Source organism: Clostridium sp. (assembly GCF_036569345.1).
Lineage (GTDB): Bacteria > Bacillota > Clostridia > Clostridiales > Clostridiaceae > Clostridium_AD.
In genome coordinates this window covers 104,325-121,939 of sequence record NZ_DATCQT010000029.1, presented here as the reverse complement: position 1 = coordinate 121,939, position 17,615 = coordinate 104,325, and the positions used below count along the sequence as shown (strand labels likewise).

Sequence of the window (17,615 nt, the reverse complement as noted above, 5' to 3'; positions counted from 1 at the left end):
CTTCCCTTTAGGTGGAAATAGACGTGGTAAATTAATAACATATTGTAACATCATGATTATTTTCTTAGTAAGTGGGTTATGGCATGGCGCTACATCTACTTTTGTTATATGGGGCGGTCTTCACGGACTTTATCAGATTTCGGCATATCTTATTAAACCTGCCAAAGTAAAGATCATAAAAACCTTTAAAATTAAAACGAAAATATTTAGTTTTAAGTTGCTTCAAGTTTTAATAACTTTTCTACTTGTTGATTTTGCTTGGATATTCTTTAGAGCTACTTCATTTCTAAATGCTATAACAGTAATTAAAAACATTTTTTACTTTAATCCCTGGGTACTACTGGATGGTTCTATTTTTAAATTAGGACTTGATTCATTTGATTTTTCAGTTGCAATTATTGGTATATTTTTAGTTCTAACAGTAGATATAATGGGTCGAACAAAAAATCTAAGGATTCAACTATCTAAACAAAATATAATTTTTAGATGGGGTGCATATATAGGTGCAGTTGTAGTTATTCTTATCCTCGGAATGTACGGTCCAGGATATAGTATGCAGCAATTTATCTATTCACAATTTTAGGAGGATATCCATGGTTAAAAAGGCGTTTCTAAAAGGGTCGATTTTTGTTATTATACTATTTCTTATAATTGTAACATTAGGCTCTCTTTTTATTATAAAAACAAATAATGGTGCTAAACTAACACAAGGATTATATACTAATACAGGAGATTCATTTGATGTTGTCTTATTGGGATCAAGCCATATGGAGGCACTAATAAGTCCTAATATACTATGGAACCAATATGGCATAACAAGCTTTAACTATGCAACTGGAGGTCAACCAATAGATGTAACCTATTATTTATTAAAAGAAGTTTTGAAAAAGCATAATAAACCAATTGTAGTTGTTGATTTATATTATTTAGGTTCAACTAACAAATTTCCTGATGAGGGGTACACAATAACTGCTTTGGATAACTTAAAGTTGTCCCTAAATAAAGTACAAGCTATTATTAACTGTACACCACTAAAAGAATGGTTTAACTATATTTTCCCTATTTTTAAATACCATGATCGATGGAAACAATTAACCAAAAAGGATTTTAATTATGATACTTCAGAAACTTATTATAAAAAAGGATTTGTTGCTAGTCATTTTTTGTATGGATTAGAAAACGCTTCAAACTCTTCATCAACAGAAATGGCAACCCTTCCACCGAGGACTGAAGAATATCTTAATAAAATTATCGATTTATCTAAAAAGAAAGGTTTCAAGTTAATTTTCACCAATGCACCACACGACTATACCCAAACAACTGGATCAAAAATTTGGGTACCCCAGCCTGCAAAGATGTTTAACAAAGTGGCAGAAATTTCAAAGAAAAATAACATTCCCTTTATCAATTATAATAAAATGACAGGTCAAATGAATTTTAATTTCAAGACTGATATGGTTAATATAGGTCACTTAAATATTTTCGGATCAGAAATAGTTACATCAAATTTCGGGAAATATCTAAAGGATAACTATGGATTAACAGATCATCGTAATGATTCAAAATATAAAAATTGGAACACTGGTTTTACTCTTAATTCTCGAGTTGAATCAGATGTAGACATTACTAATGAAATAGATATTCAAAAATACGTTTCATTAATAAAAAATAATGATTACATTATAGTTGTTAGTTCTAATGATAATGGCATATCAGAGAATATAGGTTTAAAAGGTGCATTATCTCAGCTTGGTTTGAGGGTTGGATTTAATAATATTGTCGGTTCCAATTATCTAGCAGTTATCAATGGTGATAAAGTAGAATCAGAAATGCTTAGTAGCTATAAATTAAGTAAAACATTTGTATTCGACAAAGATATTAATTTGAATGTCTTAACTAGCAGTGCTGATAACAATATGCCAAGTATAATCTTAAATGGTGTTGAATGTTTAAATAAACAAAACGGGACAAATATTGTGGTTTATGATAAAATATTAAAAAAAGTTATAGATAATATTTATCTAAATTCCAATAATACATTTACTAGAAAGTAATTTTCTCGTGAATATGTTGAATTTTAAGTTTTTAATACTATTGTTTGGGGATAGGTGAAAATATGAAATCAAAATCATTTAAACTAAAGGTGATAATATTTAGCATTCTTATAGGTATAGCGGTAGGGATAATAATTAACTCTTCTATAAAAAATAGAAATATAATTGAAACAAACAATAAAGCTGAAATAATTTCTAATAAAATAAAAGAACTAAAAAAACAACAAGAGAAAGATAAAGAAATTAAAAAACAGCAACAGACAAAACTACAGCAAGTGAAATTGGAAAAAACATGGAAAATAGGGTATGATGAATTTTTCGAAAAAAAATATATTCAAGCTATTAAAACAGAAAGACAGGTCATACAAGAAGACTCAACCTTTTATAAAGCATATGCTGTAGAAGGAATTGCTTTAGCTTATAGCGGACATTTTAAAGAAGGTATAGAGCAGATAGATCTATCCTTAAAATTGAAGCCGAATTATGGTTATGCAAGATTTAATAAGGCATTAGCTAATGAATTATATGGACATTATGATGAAGCTATCATATGGTATAAAAAAGATTTAGATGTAGAAAAATTTGAGTGGAGTTATTACGGCATCGCTAGTATCTATGGACGAAAAGGCGATATTGAAAATACTATAAAATATTTAAAGCAAGCTATTGATATTAACACCTCCGTTAAAGATGTTGCAAAAGATGAAATGGATTTTAATAATGTACGCAAGTATAAGGAATTCAATGACTTAATTATTAAATAAAATAAAAACATCCAATTTTTGTTTAAATTTTGGATGTTTTTATATTTTTACTAGTTATTTTATAAATTTATTAAGAGATTTTATTTCTACTTTAGCTCTCAATAATCCTTCTTTTATAAGTCTTACAAATTCAATTGCCTCCGGATTATCTCCATGAACACATATAGAATCCACCTTTATATCCATATCTTCGCCATTTATAGCTACGACCTTTCCCTCTGTAACCATTCTTATTACCCTTGAAACCGCTATGTTTTTATCACAAATCATGGAACCTGGAAGGCTTCTTGCAACAAGTGTCCCATCTGGGTTGTACGCCCTGTCTGCAAAAACTTCATTTGCAAATTTTAATCCTTTTTCTTTTGCAGCTCTAACAAGTTCACTTCCTGATAGTCCTAATACTATTAAATTCCTATCCACTTCATATATACCCTCTACTATTGCTCGTGCTAATTTACCGTCTTTCGCTGCCATATTATACATTGCTCCATGAGGTTTTACATGTTGCATTGTTGCACCTGTTGCTTTTACAAAACCGTATAAAGCTCCAAGCTGGTATATTGTATACTGCTTTGCCTCATCAGGAGATACGCTCATATTTCTTCTTCCAAAACCCATAATGTCAAAAAATCCCGGATGTGCACCAATGCCCACCCTATTGTTATGCGCAGCCTCTACAGTTTTCCGCATAACAATAGGATCCCCTCCATGCCATCCACACGCAATATTGGCTGATGATACATATTTTAGTACCTCTTCATCAAGTCCAATTTTGTAAGTTCCAAAACTTTCTCCTAAATCACTATTTAAATCAACAAACTTTTCCATACTTTTTTCTCCTTTGTTTTAATAAATAATTTCCTATAATATTGTCATTATAATTGGTATTACTAGTAAAGTACCAATAGTTGAAATTGCTATCATTAATGAAGCAAAATCATAATCTGAGCTGTAAGCTTTTGCAATTATCGCAGTATTAGCCATGACAGGCATAGCCGCCTGTATAACAAAAACAGAACGCATAAGATTCGGTATGGGAAATATAGGCACGATGAATATCACTAGTGCTGGTGATATTATAAATCTACCTATTAATACCCAAACTATATCTAAGCTAAACTTAAGTGACTTAAAATCTACTGAATAAATTGATGCACCAATAAAAAACATTGATAAAGGAGTTGTAAGATTTCCCAAATTTTTAGTTGTATTCATAAGAAATAATGGCAATTTTATGTTTAAGAACACTAGAACCATTCCAAATATAAATCCCATCAAAGGTGGTGAAAATATTTTTTTAATAAAATCTATTGAAAAAAAACTCAAAGGTTTTTTGTCTCCATCTTTAGTTATCTCATATACACCTAATGTCCAAAAGAAAACTGTATTAGCGATATAATAAAGTAGCACATAGGGAACACTCTTTTCTCCAAATAGGGCCATATTAATTGGAATTCCCATAAATATGGTGTTTGAATTAAAAAACATAGATACAAATAGTCCACGTCTATTACTCTTAACCTTTGCAATCTTAGCAAATATCTTGGCAATAATAACGCAAATACCTATTGTTACAAAAGGAACTATTAATCCACTTGAATCAGCTAAAAACTGCTTCTTTGTAAAATTGCTTAGAATTGTGTTAACCATCATCATTGGAAGTGAAATATTGATAACGATAAATGTTATTAGATTAATTCCCTTTTCATCAATTAATTTTTTATACATTAAAAAATATCCTATCATAATCATTATCATTATACTTAATACACTTTGATCTGCTGCAAAAAACATATAGATTACTGCCCCCCAGGTTGAATATTTATTCAATTCTTACTTAATCTTGGATACAATTATATTTTTATTATATATATGTTAGAAACAATTTTCAATGCAATTTCTAATTAAAACATTATAAAAGCAGTGTAAATGTTTTCAAAAATAAACATTATGCTAAGTTGCCTTATACATTGACATTTTTTAAGATATCATGTTTAATATATAGAAAGAGAAATTATGGGAGGATATAACCATGAAAAAGTTTGAATTGAAATATGGAAGAAGTACTGTTAATTTTTCTATTAACGAAGAAAATGTTATTGGTGTAATTGATAATATTCCTTCAACAAGTTCTAAAACTGAGAAGGATGTAATAAAGGAAGCCCTACAAAATCCTATATCAAGCCCAAGAATTAGCGAAATAGTACATCCAGGCGAAAAAATTTGTATTATTATACCGGATGTAACTAGAATTTGGCAAAAACCATCTGTATATCTACCATTCATTGTGGACGAACTTCTGCAATCAGGAATAGAAACTAAAGACATATTGTTTATTAGCGCCACAGGATCCCATAGAAATCAAACAGAAGATGAACACAAACAACTACTTGGGGACACGCTTTACGGAAATTATAAGATAATTGATCATGATTGTAATAATAAAGATAACTTAACTTATTTAGGTAAAACAAGCTTTGGTACTCCAGTCAGCATCAACAAGAAAGCTATGGAATGTGACCATATTATAATCACTGGAGGCATAGTATATCATTTTCTAGTTGGTTGGTCTGGAGGTAAAAAGTCAGTATTACCTGGCATTGCATCTTATGAAACAATAATGGCAAATCATGGTCTGGCACTTAATAAAAATTTAGGAGAAGGAACCCGTCCTGAAATTAAATGTGGAAATATAACTAATAATCCTGTACATTTAGACATGGAACAAGCAACTACAATGGTTAACCCCTCTTTTATGTTTAATGTAATTATGGATAGCACTGGTAATATATCTTCAGCAGTTGCGGGAAATTATATTAAAGCACATGAACAAGGGCGAAAATATGTTGATAAATCTGATGGCGTGTACATAAAAGAAAAAGCGGATTTAGTGATAGCAACTGCAGGTGGTTATCCTAAGGATATTAATTTTTATCAATCCTCAAAACTTTTCCTGAACTCAAGAGAAGCTGTGAAGGACGGGGGTACTCTCATTGCATTAACAGAATGCAGTGAAGGGCTCGGAGGAGATGATGATGTTAAATCTATACTTGCTAATTATAATACCTTACTTGATCGTGAAAAATCACTAAGAAAGCGTTATACTATATCAAAACATATAGGCTGCCTTTCTTGTGAAACTGCTCAAACTTTTAATCTTATTCTTGTTTCAAATTTAGATCCTAAATTTCTTGAAAATACCGATATTAAAATAGTTAAAACAATAGATGAGGCACTTAATTTAACCTATGCAGAAAAGGGTGAAAATTTAAAAACATATATAATGCCACACGGTGCAAACACCTTACCTAAACTTCCACCTATTAAGTGAAAATCTCATATTTAATTTTCATTTAAGAAGTGTCACCCTTTATTAAAAAAAGCTCTTGATGTTAATCAAGAGCTTTTGCTGAATTCTTTTCTTTCTCACTTAGTACTTCATTCATACTTCCTGTTCTATATCCTAATAAGTCAAGAGTAACATATTTAAACCCAAAACTTTTTAATTCATTTGCGACCTTATCCATAAGTTCTATATCAAAAAATTTATTTCTTTCCTCTGCATTAACCTCAACCCTTGCTATATCACCATGATGTCTTACTCTTATTTGTCTAAAGCCTAAATCCATTAAAAACTGTTCTGCTCTTTCAACCATACTTAATTTTTCAACTGTTATCTCATTCCCATAAGGGAATCTTGAAGATAAACATGCAAAAGCAGGCTTGTTCCAAGTCGGTAATCCTAGTTTCTTAGATAATTCTCTTATATTATCCTTTGTAAGCCCAGCATCCTTTAATGGACTAATAACTTTTAATTCATTAGCTGCCTTCATTCCTGGTCTATAATCGGAAACATCATCAGCATTTGATCCATCCAAAACTGCGTTAATATTATTATCATCAGCAACTTTTCTAACCTTCGAGAAAAGTTCCTTTTTACAGAAATAACATCTATCAATAGGATTTTTAGCAAACCCTTCAATTTCTAATTCTTCAGAAATTATTACTATATGTTTTGCTCCAATGTCTCCAATATATTTAACAGCTTCTTTAAATTCTCTTTCTGGGTACGTTGTTGACTTTGCAGTAATTGCTATAACCTTATCCCCTAAAACATCAGCTGCTACTTTTAGAAGAAATGTACTATCAACCCCACCTGAATATGCTATGGCTACACTTCCTAAACTCTTAATATTTTTCTTTAAGTTTTGAAACTTTAAATCTAATTCCATATTTCATCCTCCTCGTTTAAAACAATTACTATATAAAATAAAAATTTACCAACATATTTAATGTAACACAATATTTAACTTTTGGATATAATAATATACTTTAAATTTTAAGACTTACATAAAAAAAGAACATTGATCTGTTAGATCAACATTCTATAAATTTTATTGAACTTAAAAAAGCTAAGTATTATTCTGCCATTCTTCTTTGTTCTTCTTTTTCTTCTTGTTTTTTTAGTTTATATTCATAACAAAGGTAAAGCTCTTCTATTTTAGTATTAAAAAACTTAGGTGATATCTTAACCTGTGTTAAATTACCAAGTTTATTTAAATCCTCAAAGAACTTTTTGATTATATTCTCTATAACTTCTACATTACTATATTTCACCTTATCAATTATAGCATCACATTCATCATTGAAAATCCTAAGAACCAGTTTAACCATATCTTCCGTCTTATCTTCCACTAGCTGGTTGCCTTGTTTTATACTTCCATTAATAATCCATTGCTTAAATTCTATGGCTTCTTTAGATTTAATCATCTCCATTTGCTTTTCTCTTATTTCTTGAAGCATTTCAGATGATTTTTCTGAATCCATTAAATCATATTTAGGTTTAGAAATTCCAAAACTTTGCATTAATACTTCAGTATCTAAGTTGACTATTTGAGATTTCAAACTGTCTACACGTGTTGTTACATTGTTATATTCCGAATTAAGTTCCTCAACAGATTTTGTTTTAGCCTCAATTAAAATTTCAAATTCACTGGATTTACTTTTAAGCTCATTAGCTTTTAATCCGATTAAGTCCTCATATTCTTTACTTTTCTTTTCAATGAATTCATCGTATTCCGTGGATTTATCTTCAAGTTCTTTATTCTTTTGTAAGATCAAATTATCATATTCATCTAATTTCTGTTCAAATTCTTTAGATTGATACACAGCTTGATTATTATATTCCATTTTAAGTTCTTCTATGTCTTTTGTTTTTGTTTCAATTAAGCTATTGTATCCTTCAAGCTCCACTTCAAGCTCTTTAGTTCTAGATAAAATTTGGCTCATTCCCATTTGAGTTGGAGTTAGTTTTATGTATTTTAAATTTTTATTTTCCTCGATTAATTTTTCAATCTCAGATTTATATTGTTTCGCGTTTAGAGCATCCTTAATAGATGTAAGTATTGCCATTCATAACCCTCCTTATTTCGTTAACAATCTACATTATACCACAAAAAATTCACGCGTAAAAATAGTAAAGTATTCCAAAAATAGCTTGATAATTAAGTTACTAATTATCAAGCTATTTAAATTAATACAAATAATTTTTGGTGTTAATTTTTAATTAACTATATATGTAATTAATTCAATTGATATTTTTGGGAAATATGCATTTCCTTTTGCTGCAAATACAACTGATTTGAGCATACTATTAATTTTGATATTTGCAAAGCCCCAGACAAGGCATATGTTATATCCCTTGTTGAACTCTCTAATTCCGAATTATATTTTTCTTGTAGCTTAAGTGCTATACCTTCTACATTATCTTTCGGCTTCTCTTGATCATTAAACTCTATCTTTCCTGTTAATAGAAGTGTTATTAATTTCACATGAAGCATCTCTTCATAAAAAAGGTGCTCAACTAAACCTTTTTTCTCATTACCTTCCCTGTGATATAGACAAAAATAATCACAAGCGAAATGACAAATCACCCCTAAAGACCTTGAAAATTCTTTGATAGAAATGTTTTTATTCATCAATTCTTCTGAATATTTATTAACACTATATAAGCTTTCCTCTAACGTGTGTGAATGATTAATATCTTTGTTAATTAAATCTGGTTTTATATTACCATATGCAAATGCTAACCTATCTAATTTAAAATTCATATTATTTGAAATGTATTTATATAATATTTGTGATATGAGTAAGTGGGTATCAACTACCATAGTATTACACCTCCCTATACTTATATACTATTCCAAAATGATGAAATTATAATTTAGATTAGGTTAAAATTTAGTTATCTTATGGTTAAAAATAAGATATTAACAAAGTTGGAAGTAAACTAGAGTCATACTGTAGGCATACTGTAGGCATACTGTAGACATACTGTAAACATAATACAATCAATTTCCACTTAAAAGACACTGTGACAAAAATATTTATATACTTTAGTCACAGTGTCAAATTAATAATATATTTTATTAGTTGGTGTTTGTTCTTTTATTACCATTCTTTTTTCCAACTAAATCAATAGCTCCGAGTACAATATGAGCTGCACCGAAACCAACTACTCCCGCTGCTATCATTGGTGCCATCTCCATTGCTACCATAACTGCGCCAACACCTGTTACAACAGTGCCTAGTGCTACTGGAACCGTTCCTTCACGAACTGCCATAATTATTCCTCCTTTAAATTACACAACACACCAAAGACATGACATGCCTAAATATCAATTGTATTTCCTTTAATATCTTGTGTATTTAAAGTTTTTTTATTCTCAATTTTGTTACAAATTTGGAGCCTCTTAATATCGCTTTTTTCTATTTATAATATTCTCATCACGAAAATTATTAGCTTTTGTCCATCTTATTCTTTCGTTTATCAAAAGTACCATAAGAGAATTCATTGTATTAAGTGATTTAGCTGTAAATGCATCAAAATATTGAAGAAAGGTTAAAGTTCCGAAAAAGAAATTATATGCTTGTGAAATTGTTATAGTATGATTTATTTCTTTTAAAGATTTATTGGATATCAAAATCAAATCCACAAGCTTTTCCATATCATCTTCAAAAATTATACAATCTGATTGTAATTTAAGTTTATCACAAGCATTATTTGAGAAACTTACACTTACATCTGCTGCTCCCATTGCCCTTTCATCGTTTATTCCATCTCCGACCATTAAAATTTTTCCTTTATTCCTAAGTTCTTTAACAAACCTCTCCTTTTGTTCATAATTATACCCACTAAATATTTTGTTTTCATCAATAGATAATCTTTTGGCAACATCTAATGCTACATCAAAATTATCTCCAGTAAGCAAGTAAATATCCTTTAAACCAATTTTCTTTAACCTTTTAACAAGCTCTATTGAACTTGGTCTTATAATATCTTGCATTGCAAATAAACCAGCAAGATTACCATTCACGCTTACCAATATAGGCTTACAATGTATTTTTTTATATTCTTCTAATTTATAAGATGCCTCTGATGTATTTATACCATTTTCGTTTAAGAAATCTAAACTTCCTATTAATACCTTTTGCTGATTACAATAAGCTTCTATTCCCTTTGATGGAATTTTTATAATATGTTCTACTCTGTTTGCATTACTATTATTTATATTACGTGTAGCTTCTTTAAATGATAGAGCAACTGCATGATAACTGTCTGCTTCGCATTCTGAACAAAGGATTAAAAGATCATCTCTACTATAACTGTCATTAAACGAATCAACGCGCATTATATTCATATTTCCTTGTGTCAGTGTACCCGTTTTATCAAATACAACCTGAGTAGTATTACTAATGCTTTCGATGCATTCTGGGTTTCTTAAATATATATTTTGTTTACTAAGCGCTGTTACATAATTTCTAATCCCCGAATTTAAGGCTGTTCTACTAGCCGAAGGTGTAAACACAAGTAATATACCAAAGGCATTTAATATGTTCCCTGTAAAAATGAAATTTAATGTAGCCATTCCTATAGAAACTGGTGTAATAATTTTTTCATACACGTTGAGCTTAGCAGTAACATCAAGTTCCTTTAATAAGAGATCAGTTTTATTATATTCTTCTGGCACTTTACTTACCTTTATTTTTAATTCACCTTCAATTAGTATAATTCCCTCATGCACTTTGTTACCTATAGTGACTTCATTAATAATTGGTTGCCCTGTAAGGTATAAGCTATTAACAGAAGCTTTTCCATCAACTACTTCACCATCAACAGGTATTAACTCTCCCTTGTGAATAACTATTATATCTTCAAGCTTTAAGTTCTTAACATTTTGTAGTATTTCCTGTTGATTATCTCTAATTAGCCATGCCATTCCCGAAGTACGGGACATGTTGCAATTTAGAGTTCTCATACACGATGCATCTGAAGCAAGCTTTATATAATTGTTCATGTGTTTAAGAACTAGAACTAGTACTCCTTTACTACTTTCTCTTGAAAGAGTAAAAGAAATCGCAACTATATTCAATATTACTTCTGATTGTGATGAAATACTACGAGTTGACTGCTTAAAAAGTTTTCTAAATAAAGGGTACCCCCCTATAATAGTAACTAAAGATGCTAATTCAAATACAAGTACATTTCTGCTAAGAGAAAACTTTCCAAAGGAGATTTGTTTTGTTTTAAAGAATATGTATATTAAACTAAAAGCTAAAAATTTATTTCTTGAAATATTTCTCTTTTCCAGAGTTTTATAGTACATATTGTAATGATTCAATTTCTCTTTTGTCTCCATTGCACTTGAGTTAATTACACAATATAAATTTTCTTTAATTGTATTATAATCAATTTTTTTAGAATCATATTTAATAAGAATTGAGGTGGTATATATATTTACATTACAATATATTACACCAAAGAGCCCATCAGTATATGTATTAATATATTCTGCCAAAGGCTTGTTGTTGTATATTTTATTACTTTTAAATCGTATACGTCCTGGTAAACTGCTTATAGCTTCCAATATTTACTGATTCCACCTTTCAATAAAAGCTAAAATAAAACTATAGTATTGAAAGCTGCTTTTTTATTTCTGCAAGCTGCTTTTTCAAATTATCTATATTTTCACTTGTATTAGCTTCTTTTTCTTTAGTACTATCTTCATTAATCTTTCTATAACTTTCCTTATTAAGTTTTAGCGCTGTTTCTGTTGCTTCCTTAAAAAAGTCTTTTGTGTTTTCACCTAATGATATTGTACTTTCTACAACTTTTACTATTCCTGGTTTAAATTTATTTTTAAATGAGTTATAATATTTGCACCCAATTATGCCCATACCCAAACCAATTAACAAATCACTTTTTTTCATAAAGGTTACCTCCATTAATGAATTTTAATAACTAAATTATTCCCTTTAATTTAGTTGTTAAACATTAAATTCATACAAAGCACAAAAAAATTTGCCCCCGCAAAGGGACACTAAAATTTATTTTTTTTGAAAATCATACTTTTAATTAATTTTTTATAAACATGTTTATTTCCCGTTCGCTCACATTCCAAAAATAACAAATCACCTATATGGAATACGTGTTTTGTCCAAAGAGATATTATTTCTTTTTCCTTTGATGGACTATTTTTCATTTCATTCAAAGACCAAATTAATACCTTTGATAACTCTTCTTCAATATTATTTAGAGAGTTTGAAGTTGTGTTTATATCTAATGAATTCATTTTGCTCTCCCTCATATAACTTACTTAAAAAATCTAAATATGTTTCTTTTTATTTTCATATTGAGCTTCCGCCACTATATCTTCAAAGCCTTCTTTTACATTTGACATTCCTTCTACTGTTTTATCCATCATTAAAAAGACAGATTGTATAGTTCCAATAGCTATTTTTCTCAAAGGATTAATAAGAATTTTTTTCAATGAAAATTCCATTTTATTTTCATTGAACATATTACTAAATGAATTATTTTCATAATCTTTTTTAAAGTTGTTTAATTCATTCATAATATTCTCCACATTTTTGCTAACACTCTGTACCACCTCATATGAATTTTCAACAATATCATTCATACTGTTTTTACTATCCTCAAGCCCCTTTACATCCTTAAGAAGTGTGTCATATTTTTGTCTTAAATCGTCAATTTCCTGTTGAAGTTGATTCTTGTCATTATTTATAGTTGTTTCCATCATAATCACTCCTTCTTATTTACATCTAAAATTATATTGTTTACCATTTATGCTAGATTTATTCTTGACAAAAAAAATAAAAGCGATATAATATTGCTCTCAATAATTAATAATCTGTAAGCATGTTATTTATTCTTAATACATATACTTTATATAGTTTGTGGTATCAAGGCCAAGATACCTAATCTTGAAAGGAGAATAGCATGCTTAATATTGTAAACTATTTAAGTGAAAGAGAACTTTTTAAAGTATTAGATAAGTATACTGTCTCTGAGATAGCAACCCATGGAAAAAAAGTCTCAAGTTGCGCCCTTCGTTTATTTGATTCACTAAATACTTTCTGTGATGTTAAATCTGAAGAAAGAAATCTCCTTCATTACAGTGCACTTCTCCATGATATAGGTTATTTTATTAACAAAAAAAAACATCATCAGCATACAAAATACATTATTCTAAAGGAACCACTTTTATACAATATACCAGCTAATCTTAGAGACAGTTTAGCATTCATTGCCAGTGGACATGGAAAATCTATTGATGATTCTTTAGATTTATACTCAGCTAAGGAAAGAGTCACCCTACTAAAATTAACATCTATTCTTAGAATTGCTGATGCCCTAGATCATAAACACAATCTCCAAGTTTCACTAGAAAAAGTTGAAATGGAAAACGGTATTTTAAACATTCTAATTAAGGGGGAGTCTTCTAACATAATAATAAAAAGATGCAAACAGAAATCCTCCTTATTTTCAAAAATATATAATATACCAATATATATGGAATGCTCTTAAAAGGCACCTACTTTAATAAAAGTAGATGCCTTTTCGTATTAATAATGATATGATATGTTTTTCTTTAACTTTAAAAGTATCAATCATATTATCTTCATATTATTATGTTAAACTAATAATATGCAAAATAAATATTTTTATTAAATTAAGATAGATTAAATGGAGGGATATAAATGAATATGATAAAAAAATGGTACAATAATTTTATAAAAAATATGGAAAAAGCCAATAAAGAAAGTTTTGGCGATAAGAAATTAGGTTGCTGTGGATTAAACTCTAGTAAGCCAAAAACTAATAATGGTAAAAACCCTAAAGTTTAAATCTTTAGGGTTTTTATCATTATTTCTATTTTAAATTTATTAATAACTCTCCAGCCTTTACCTGTTGACCTTCTTTAACATTAATTGACTCAACTTTGCCTGCTTTTGAAGCTATAACCCTAGTTTCCATCTTCATAGCTTCAACTGTCATTAATGGTTGATTCTCAGTTACTGTGTCTCCTTCTGCTACAAGAATGGCTAAAACGGTTCCAGGTATTGGTGATCCAATCTCTGATGGATTTTCTGGATCCGCCATATCGGTTGCCGCAAAATCCCGAACAGCTTTGTTATTTCTATCTTTTATCTTTATTTCTCTTCTATTTCCATCAACCTCGAAAACAAGAACTTTATTTCCCTCTAAATTCAATCTGCTAATGTGAAGCAACTTTATCATATAAGTTTTTCCATCAGCAACTTCGGCTTCACAGGTTTCACCCTCATTAAGCCCGTGGAAATAAACATCACTACCTATTCTACTTAAATCTCCAAACTCCTTAGTATATTTTATATATGCATCAAATACCTCAGGGTATAATGAATAGCTTAGTATATCTTTTTTATCTGGAGTAATATTAAATTTCTCTATTAAGTGGTTTTCTATCTTATCAAAATCTTCATCAGGAAGTAATTCACCCGGTCTGCAAGTAATTGGCTTTTCACCCTTTAAAACTAATTTCTGAAGTTTTTCTGGGAATCCTCCCATTGGTTGACCCATCATTCCTTTAAAATATGATACAACAGAATCTGGGAAAGACATCTTAGTTGCTTTTTCATATATATTTTCTGGTGTAAGATCATTTTGAACCATAAATATTGCAAAATCTCCAACCATCTTAGATGATGGTGTTACCTTTACAATATCCCCTACCATGTCATTTACATCTTTATACATTTCTTTAATTTCATTAAATTTATGTCCAAGACCAAAACTTTCTACCTGGGGTTTAAGGTTAGAGTACTGACCTCCTGGAATTTCATATCTATAAATTTCAGCAGATCCAGATTTCAAATCTGATTTAAATCCATCATAAACTGGTCTTACAGCATCCCAATAATCTGAAATACCCTGTATCCCTTTTAAATCTATACCTGTATCTCTGTCAGTATTCTTAAGTGCTGCAACAACTGAGTTTAAAGCTGGTTGACTTGTAAGTCCTGACATACTGTTAAAGGCTGTATCTACAATGTCAACACCAGCTTGCGCTGCCATCAAAACCGTAGCAACTCCATTTCCTGTAGTATCATGAGTATGAAGATGAATAGGCATTCCTACTTCCTGCTTTAAAGCATTAATTAGCTTAAATGCAGCATGAGGTTTAAGCAATGCAGACATATCTTTTATTCCCAAAATATGGGCTCCAGTTTTTTCTATTTCCTTTGCAAGCTTAATGTAATAATCTAAATTATATTTATCTTTTTTATCATTTAAGATATCACCTGTGTAACAAATACAAGCCTCTGCAACCTTGCCACTTTTAATAACTTCTTCGATTGAAATTTCCATTCCTTTTAGCCAGTTAAGAGAATCAAAAATTCTAAAAACATCAATGCCTGTAGCTGCTGATTCTTTAATAAATTCGCGAATTACATTATCCGGATAATTTTTATAACCTACTGCATTTGCCCCACGTATAAGCATCTGAAAAAGAACATTTGGAACTTTCTTTCTAAGTTCTGTTAATCTTTCCCATGGAGATTCATTCAAATAGCGATATGCTACATCAAAAGTTGCTCCTCCCCACATCTCAAGAGAAAACAAATCTGCTCCATAGACAGCGGTAGCACTTGCTATCTTTAACATATCCTTAGTTCTCATCCTAGTTGCCATTAAAGACTGATGTGCATCTCTCATTGTAGTATCTGTAAGAAGTAATTTATTTTGACTCTTAATCCATTTTAAAAGGCCTAACGTACCTTGATTATCTAAAATTTGTTTTGTCCCACCTAATCTTTCTGGCAATATAATTTTAGGAACTACTGGCACATCATAAAGCCTTTTAATGCCACTTACTTCATTTACCATTTTTTCGCCAATAAATCTAAGCACTCTATCTTCTTCATCTGCATGAGGTGCAATTGATATTAATTCTGGGTTTTCTTCAATAAAATCTGTATTGCATTCACCCTTCAAAAAAGTAGGATGATTCAATACATTAATTAGAAAACCTATATTAGTCTTAACTCCTGTAATTCTAGTTTCTTCTATAGCTCTTATTGACTTCTTTATAGCATCTTTAAAGGTTCTAGACCATGATATATTTTTTACGAGCAAACTATCATAGTAAGGGCTGATTACAGCTCCAGCAAACCCATTTCCTCCATCTAGCCTTATTCCAAAACCTGAGCCAGTTCTATATTCTTCTATTTTCCCAGTATCTGGTGCAAAATTATTAGAAGGATCTTCTGTTGTTATCCTACACTGGATAGAATATCCATTAACCTTAACATCTTCTTGTGAGTTAATTCCTATTTGAGGTGAATTTAAAGCATAATCTTCAGCTATTAGTATTTGACTTTGAACTATATCAATACCCGTTACCATTTCTGTAACAGTATGTTCAACTTGAATTCTAGGATTCATTTCTATAAAATAATGATTTCCCTTAGTATCTACTAAAAACTCCAAAGTTCCGGCACTTCTATAATTTACTGATTTAGCTATCTTTAGTGCGTCATTACAAATTTCATTTCTTTTTTCCTGTGATATTGAAAATGCAGGAGTATATTCTACAACCTTTTGATGCCTTCTTTGAATTGAGCAATCTCTCTCATGCAAATGAACAACATTTCCAAACTTATCCCCAAGAACCTGCACTTCTATGTGTTTAGATTTTTCAAGATACTTTTCTACATAAAGATGGTCAATACCAAAAGCTTTTTTTGCTTCACTTTTAGCACTTTTATAAGATGAGGACAACTCGTCTTCGCTTCGTACAATTCTCATCCCACGTCCACCACCACCAGCAACTGCCTTTATCATAACCGGATATCCACATTTTTCTGCTAGTTTCTTTGCCTCGTCTATCGTTTCAACTACTTTCTTATCTCCAGGTATAGTTGGAACACCTACAGCATTTGCAACAATTTTAGACTTAATTTTGTCACCAAGACTATCCATCATATCCGCTGTTGGTCCTATAAATTCGATACCTGCTTCGGTGCATTTTTTCGCAAATTCAGGATTCTCTGACAAAAATCCGTACCCTGGATGAATTGCATCTACTCCCTTTTTAATTGCAAGGCTTATTATTTCTTCAATGTTTAAATATGCATCAACAGGACCCCTGTTTTTACCAATCATATAAGCCTCATCTGCCTTAGTTTTAAACAATGAGTATTTATCCTCATTTGAATAAATTGCTACTGTACGAATCCCAAGTTCATTACAAGCTCTAAAAACCCTGATTGCAATTTCACCTCTGTTGGCTACTAATACTCTTTTAAATTTCCTCACTTTTGTTACCCCCTCTTAATCTATAATCTATTTCATTATTCATTATTTATTAATCATTATTCATTAGAATACAGGATTTTACGCAAAAATGCAATGAAATAAAGATTGCATTGTTTAATGCAATACGACTGTTAT

17 protein-coding genes are annotated in these 17,615 nt (G+C 30.0%); 6 read left to right on the top strand and 11 right to left on the bottom strand.

Annotated features, from left to right (window positions below):
- From VIM70_RS02795 to VIM70_RS02785, 3 genes are all read left to right on the top strand, one after another.
- On the top strand, positions 1–583 hold a 583-nt coding region (locus VIM70_RS02795), incomplete at its 5' end, for an MBOAT family O-acyltransferase (RefSeq protein ID WP_331943923.1).
- 10 nt (positions 584–593) lie between these two features.
- The gene (locus VIM70_RS02790) at positions 594–2,054 is read left to right on the top strand and encodes a hypothetical protein (RefSeq protein ID WP_331943921.1); all 1,461 of its coding nucleotides are present in this window, start codon (positions 594–596) and stop codon (positions 2,052–2,054) included.
- Between the two features lie 62 nt (positions 2,055–2,116).
- The gene (locus tag VIM70_RS02785) at positions 2,117–2,818 is read left to right on the top strand and encodes a tetratricopeptide repeat protein (RefSeq protein ID WP_331943919.1); all 702 of its coding nucleotides are present in this window, start codon (positions 2,117–2,119) and stop codon (positions 2,816–2,818) included.
- Between the two features lie 54 nt (positions 2,819–2,872).
- Here the strand turns inward: VIM70_RS02785 and VIM70_RS02780 are convergent, their stop codons facing one another.
- Both VIM70_RS02780 and VIM70_RS02775 read right to left on the bottom strand, forming a co-directional pair.
- Positions 2,873–3,646, bottom strand: a complete 774-nt coding sequence (locus VIM70_RS02780; protein ID WP_331943917.1) for a 5-oxoprolinase subunit PxpA — start codon at positions 3,644–3,646, stop codon at positions 2,873–2,875.
- Between the two features lie 33 nt (positions 3,647–3,679).
- Positions 3,680–4,612 carry an AEC family transporter gene (locus tag VIM70_RS02775; RefSeq protein WP_331943915.1) on the bottom strand — a complete coding sequence of 311 codons (933 nt, stop codon included), beginning with the start codon at positions 4,610–4,612 and terminating at the stop codon, positions 3,680–3,682.
- A gap of 238 nt (positions 4,613–4,850) precedes the next feature.
- Here VIM70_RS02775 and larA point away from each other — a divergent pair, with 238 nt between their 5' ends.
- On the top strand, positions 4,851–6,149 hold the full coding sequence (gene larA, locus VIM70_RS02770) for a nickel-dependent lactate racemase (RefSeq protein ID WP_331943913.1): 1,299 nt from the start codon (positions 4,851–4,853) through the stop codon (positions 6,147–6,149).
- 61 nt (positions 6,150–6,210) lie between these two features.
- Here larA and larE read toward each other — a convergent pair whose 3' ends face one another.
- The 8 genes from larE to VIM70_RS02730 all read right to left on the bottom strand — a co-directional run bounded on the left by larE (position 6,211) and on the right by VIM70_RS02730 (position 12,918).
- Entirely contained in the window at positions 6,211–7,050 is an 840-nt protein-coding gene (larE, locus tag VIM70_RS02765; protein ID WP_331943911.1) for an ATP-dependent sacrificial sulfur transferase LarE, read from the bottom strand.
- A 187-nt stretch (positions 7,051–7,237) separates the two neighbouring features.
- Positions 7,238–8,230: a DUF4041 domain-containing protein gene (locus VIM70_RS02760; protein WP_331943909.1), complete on the bottom strand. Its 993-nt coding sequence runs from the start codon at positions 8,228–8,230 to the stop codon at positions 7,238–7,240.
- A 170-nt stretch (positions 8,231–8,400) separates the two neighbouring features.
- Positions 8,401–8,988 carry a zinc dependent phospholipase C family protein gene (locus tag VIM70_RS02755; RefSeq protein WP_331943907.1) on the bottom strand — a complete coding sequence of 196 codons (588 nt, stop codon included), beginning with the start codon at positions 8,986–8,988 and terminating at the stop codon, positions 8,401–8,403.
- A 258-nt stretch (positions 8,989–9,246) separates the two neighbouring features.
- Complete coding sequence (locus tag VIM70_RS02750) at positions 9,247–9,441, bottom strand: asparagine synthase (RefSeq protein WP_331943905.1); 195 nt, start codon at positions 9,439–9,441, stop codon at positions 9,247–9,249.
- Positions 9,442–9,570: 129 nt separating this feature from the next.
- Complete coding sequence (locus VIM70_RS02745) at positions 9,571–11,745, bottom strand: HAD-IC family P-type ATPase (protein ID WP_331943903.1); 2,175 nt, start codon at positions 11,743–11,745, stop codon at positions 9,571–9,573.
- 40 nt (positions 11,746–11,785) lie between these two features.
- Positions 11,786–12,088, bottom strand: coding sequence for a hypothetical protein (locus tag VIM70_RS02740; RefSeq protein WP_331943902.1), 303 nt, complete (start codon positions 12,086–12,088; stop codon positions 11,786–11,788).
- Between the two features lie 110 nt (positions 12,089–12,198).
- Complete coding sequence (locus tag VIM70_RS02735) at positions 12,199–12,450, bottom strand: hypothetical protein (RefSeq protein ID WP_331943901.1); 252 nt, start codon at positions 12,448–12,450, stop codon at positions 12,199–12,201.
- 33 nt (positions 12,451–12,483) lie between these two features.
- Complete coding sequence (locus tag VIM70_RS02730) at positions 12,484–12,918, bottom strand: hypothetical protein (protein ID WP_331943900.1); 435 nt, start codon at positions 12,916–12,918, stop codon at positions 12,484–12,486.
- Between the two features lie 200 nt (positions 12,919–13,118).
- Between VIM70_RS02730 and VIM70_RS02725 the strand changes: the two genes are divergently transcribed.
- Positions 13,119–13,706: an HD domain-containing protein gene (locus VIM70_RS02725; protein ID WP_331943898.1), complete on the top strand. Its 588-nt coding sequence runs from the start codon at positions 13,119–13,121 to the stop codon at positions 13,704–13,706.
- A gap of 173 nt (positions 13,707–13,879) precedes the next feature.
- A complete protein-coding gene (locus tag VIM70_RS02720; RefSeq protein ID WP_331943896.1) occupies positions 13,880–14,026 on the top strand; it encodes an LDCC motif putative metal-binding protein in 147 nt (48 codons plus the stop codon).
- Between the two features lie 25 nt (positions 14,027–14,051).
- Here the strand turns inward: VIM70_RS02720 and VIM70_RS02715 are convergent, their stop codons facing one another.
- Positions 14,052–17,480, bottom strand: coding sequence for a pyruvate carboxylase (locus tag VIM70_RS02715; protein WP_331943894.1), 3,429 nt, complete (start codon positions 17,478–17,480; stop codon positions 14,052–14,054).
- Positions 17,481–17,615 lie beyond the last annotated feature (135 nt).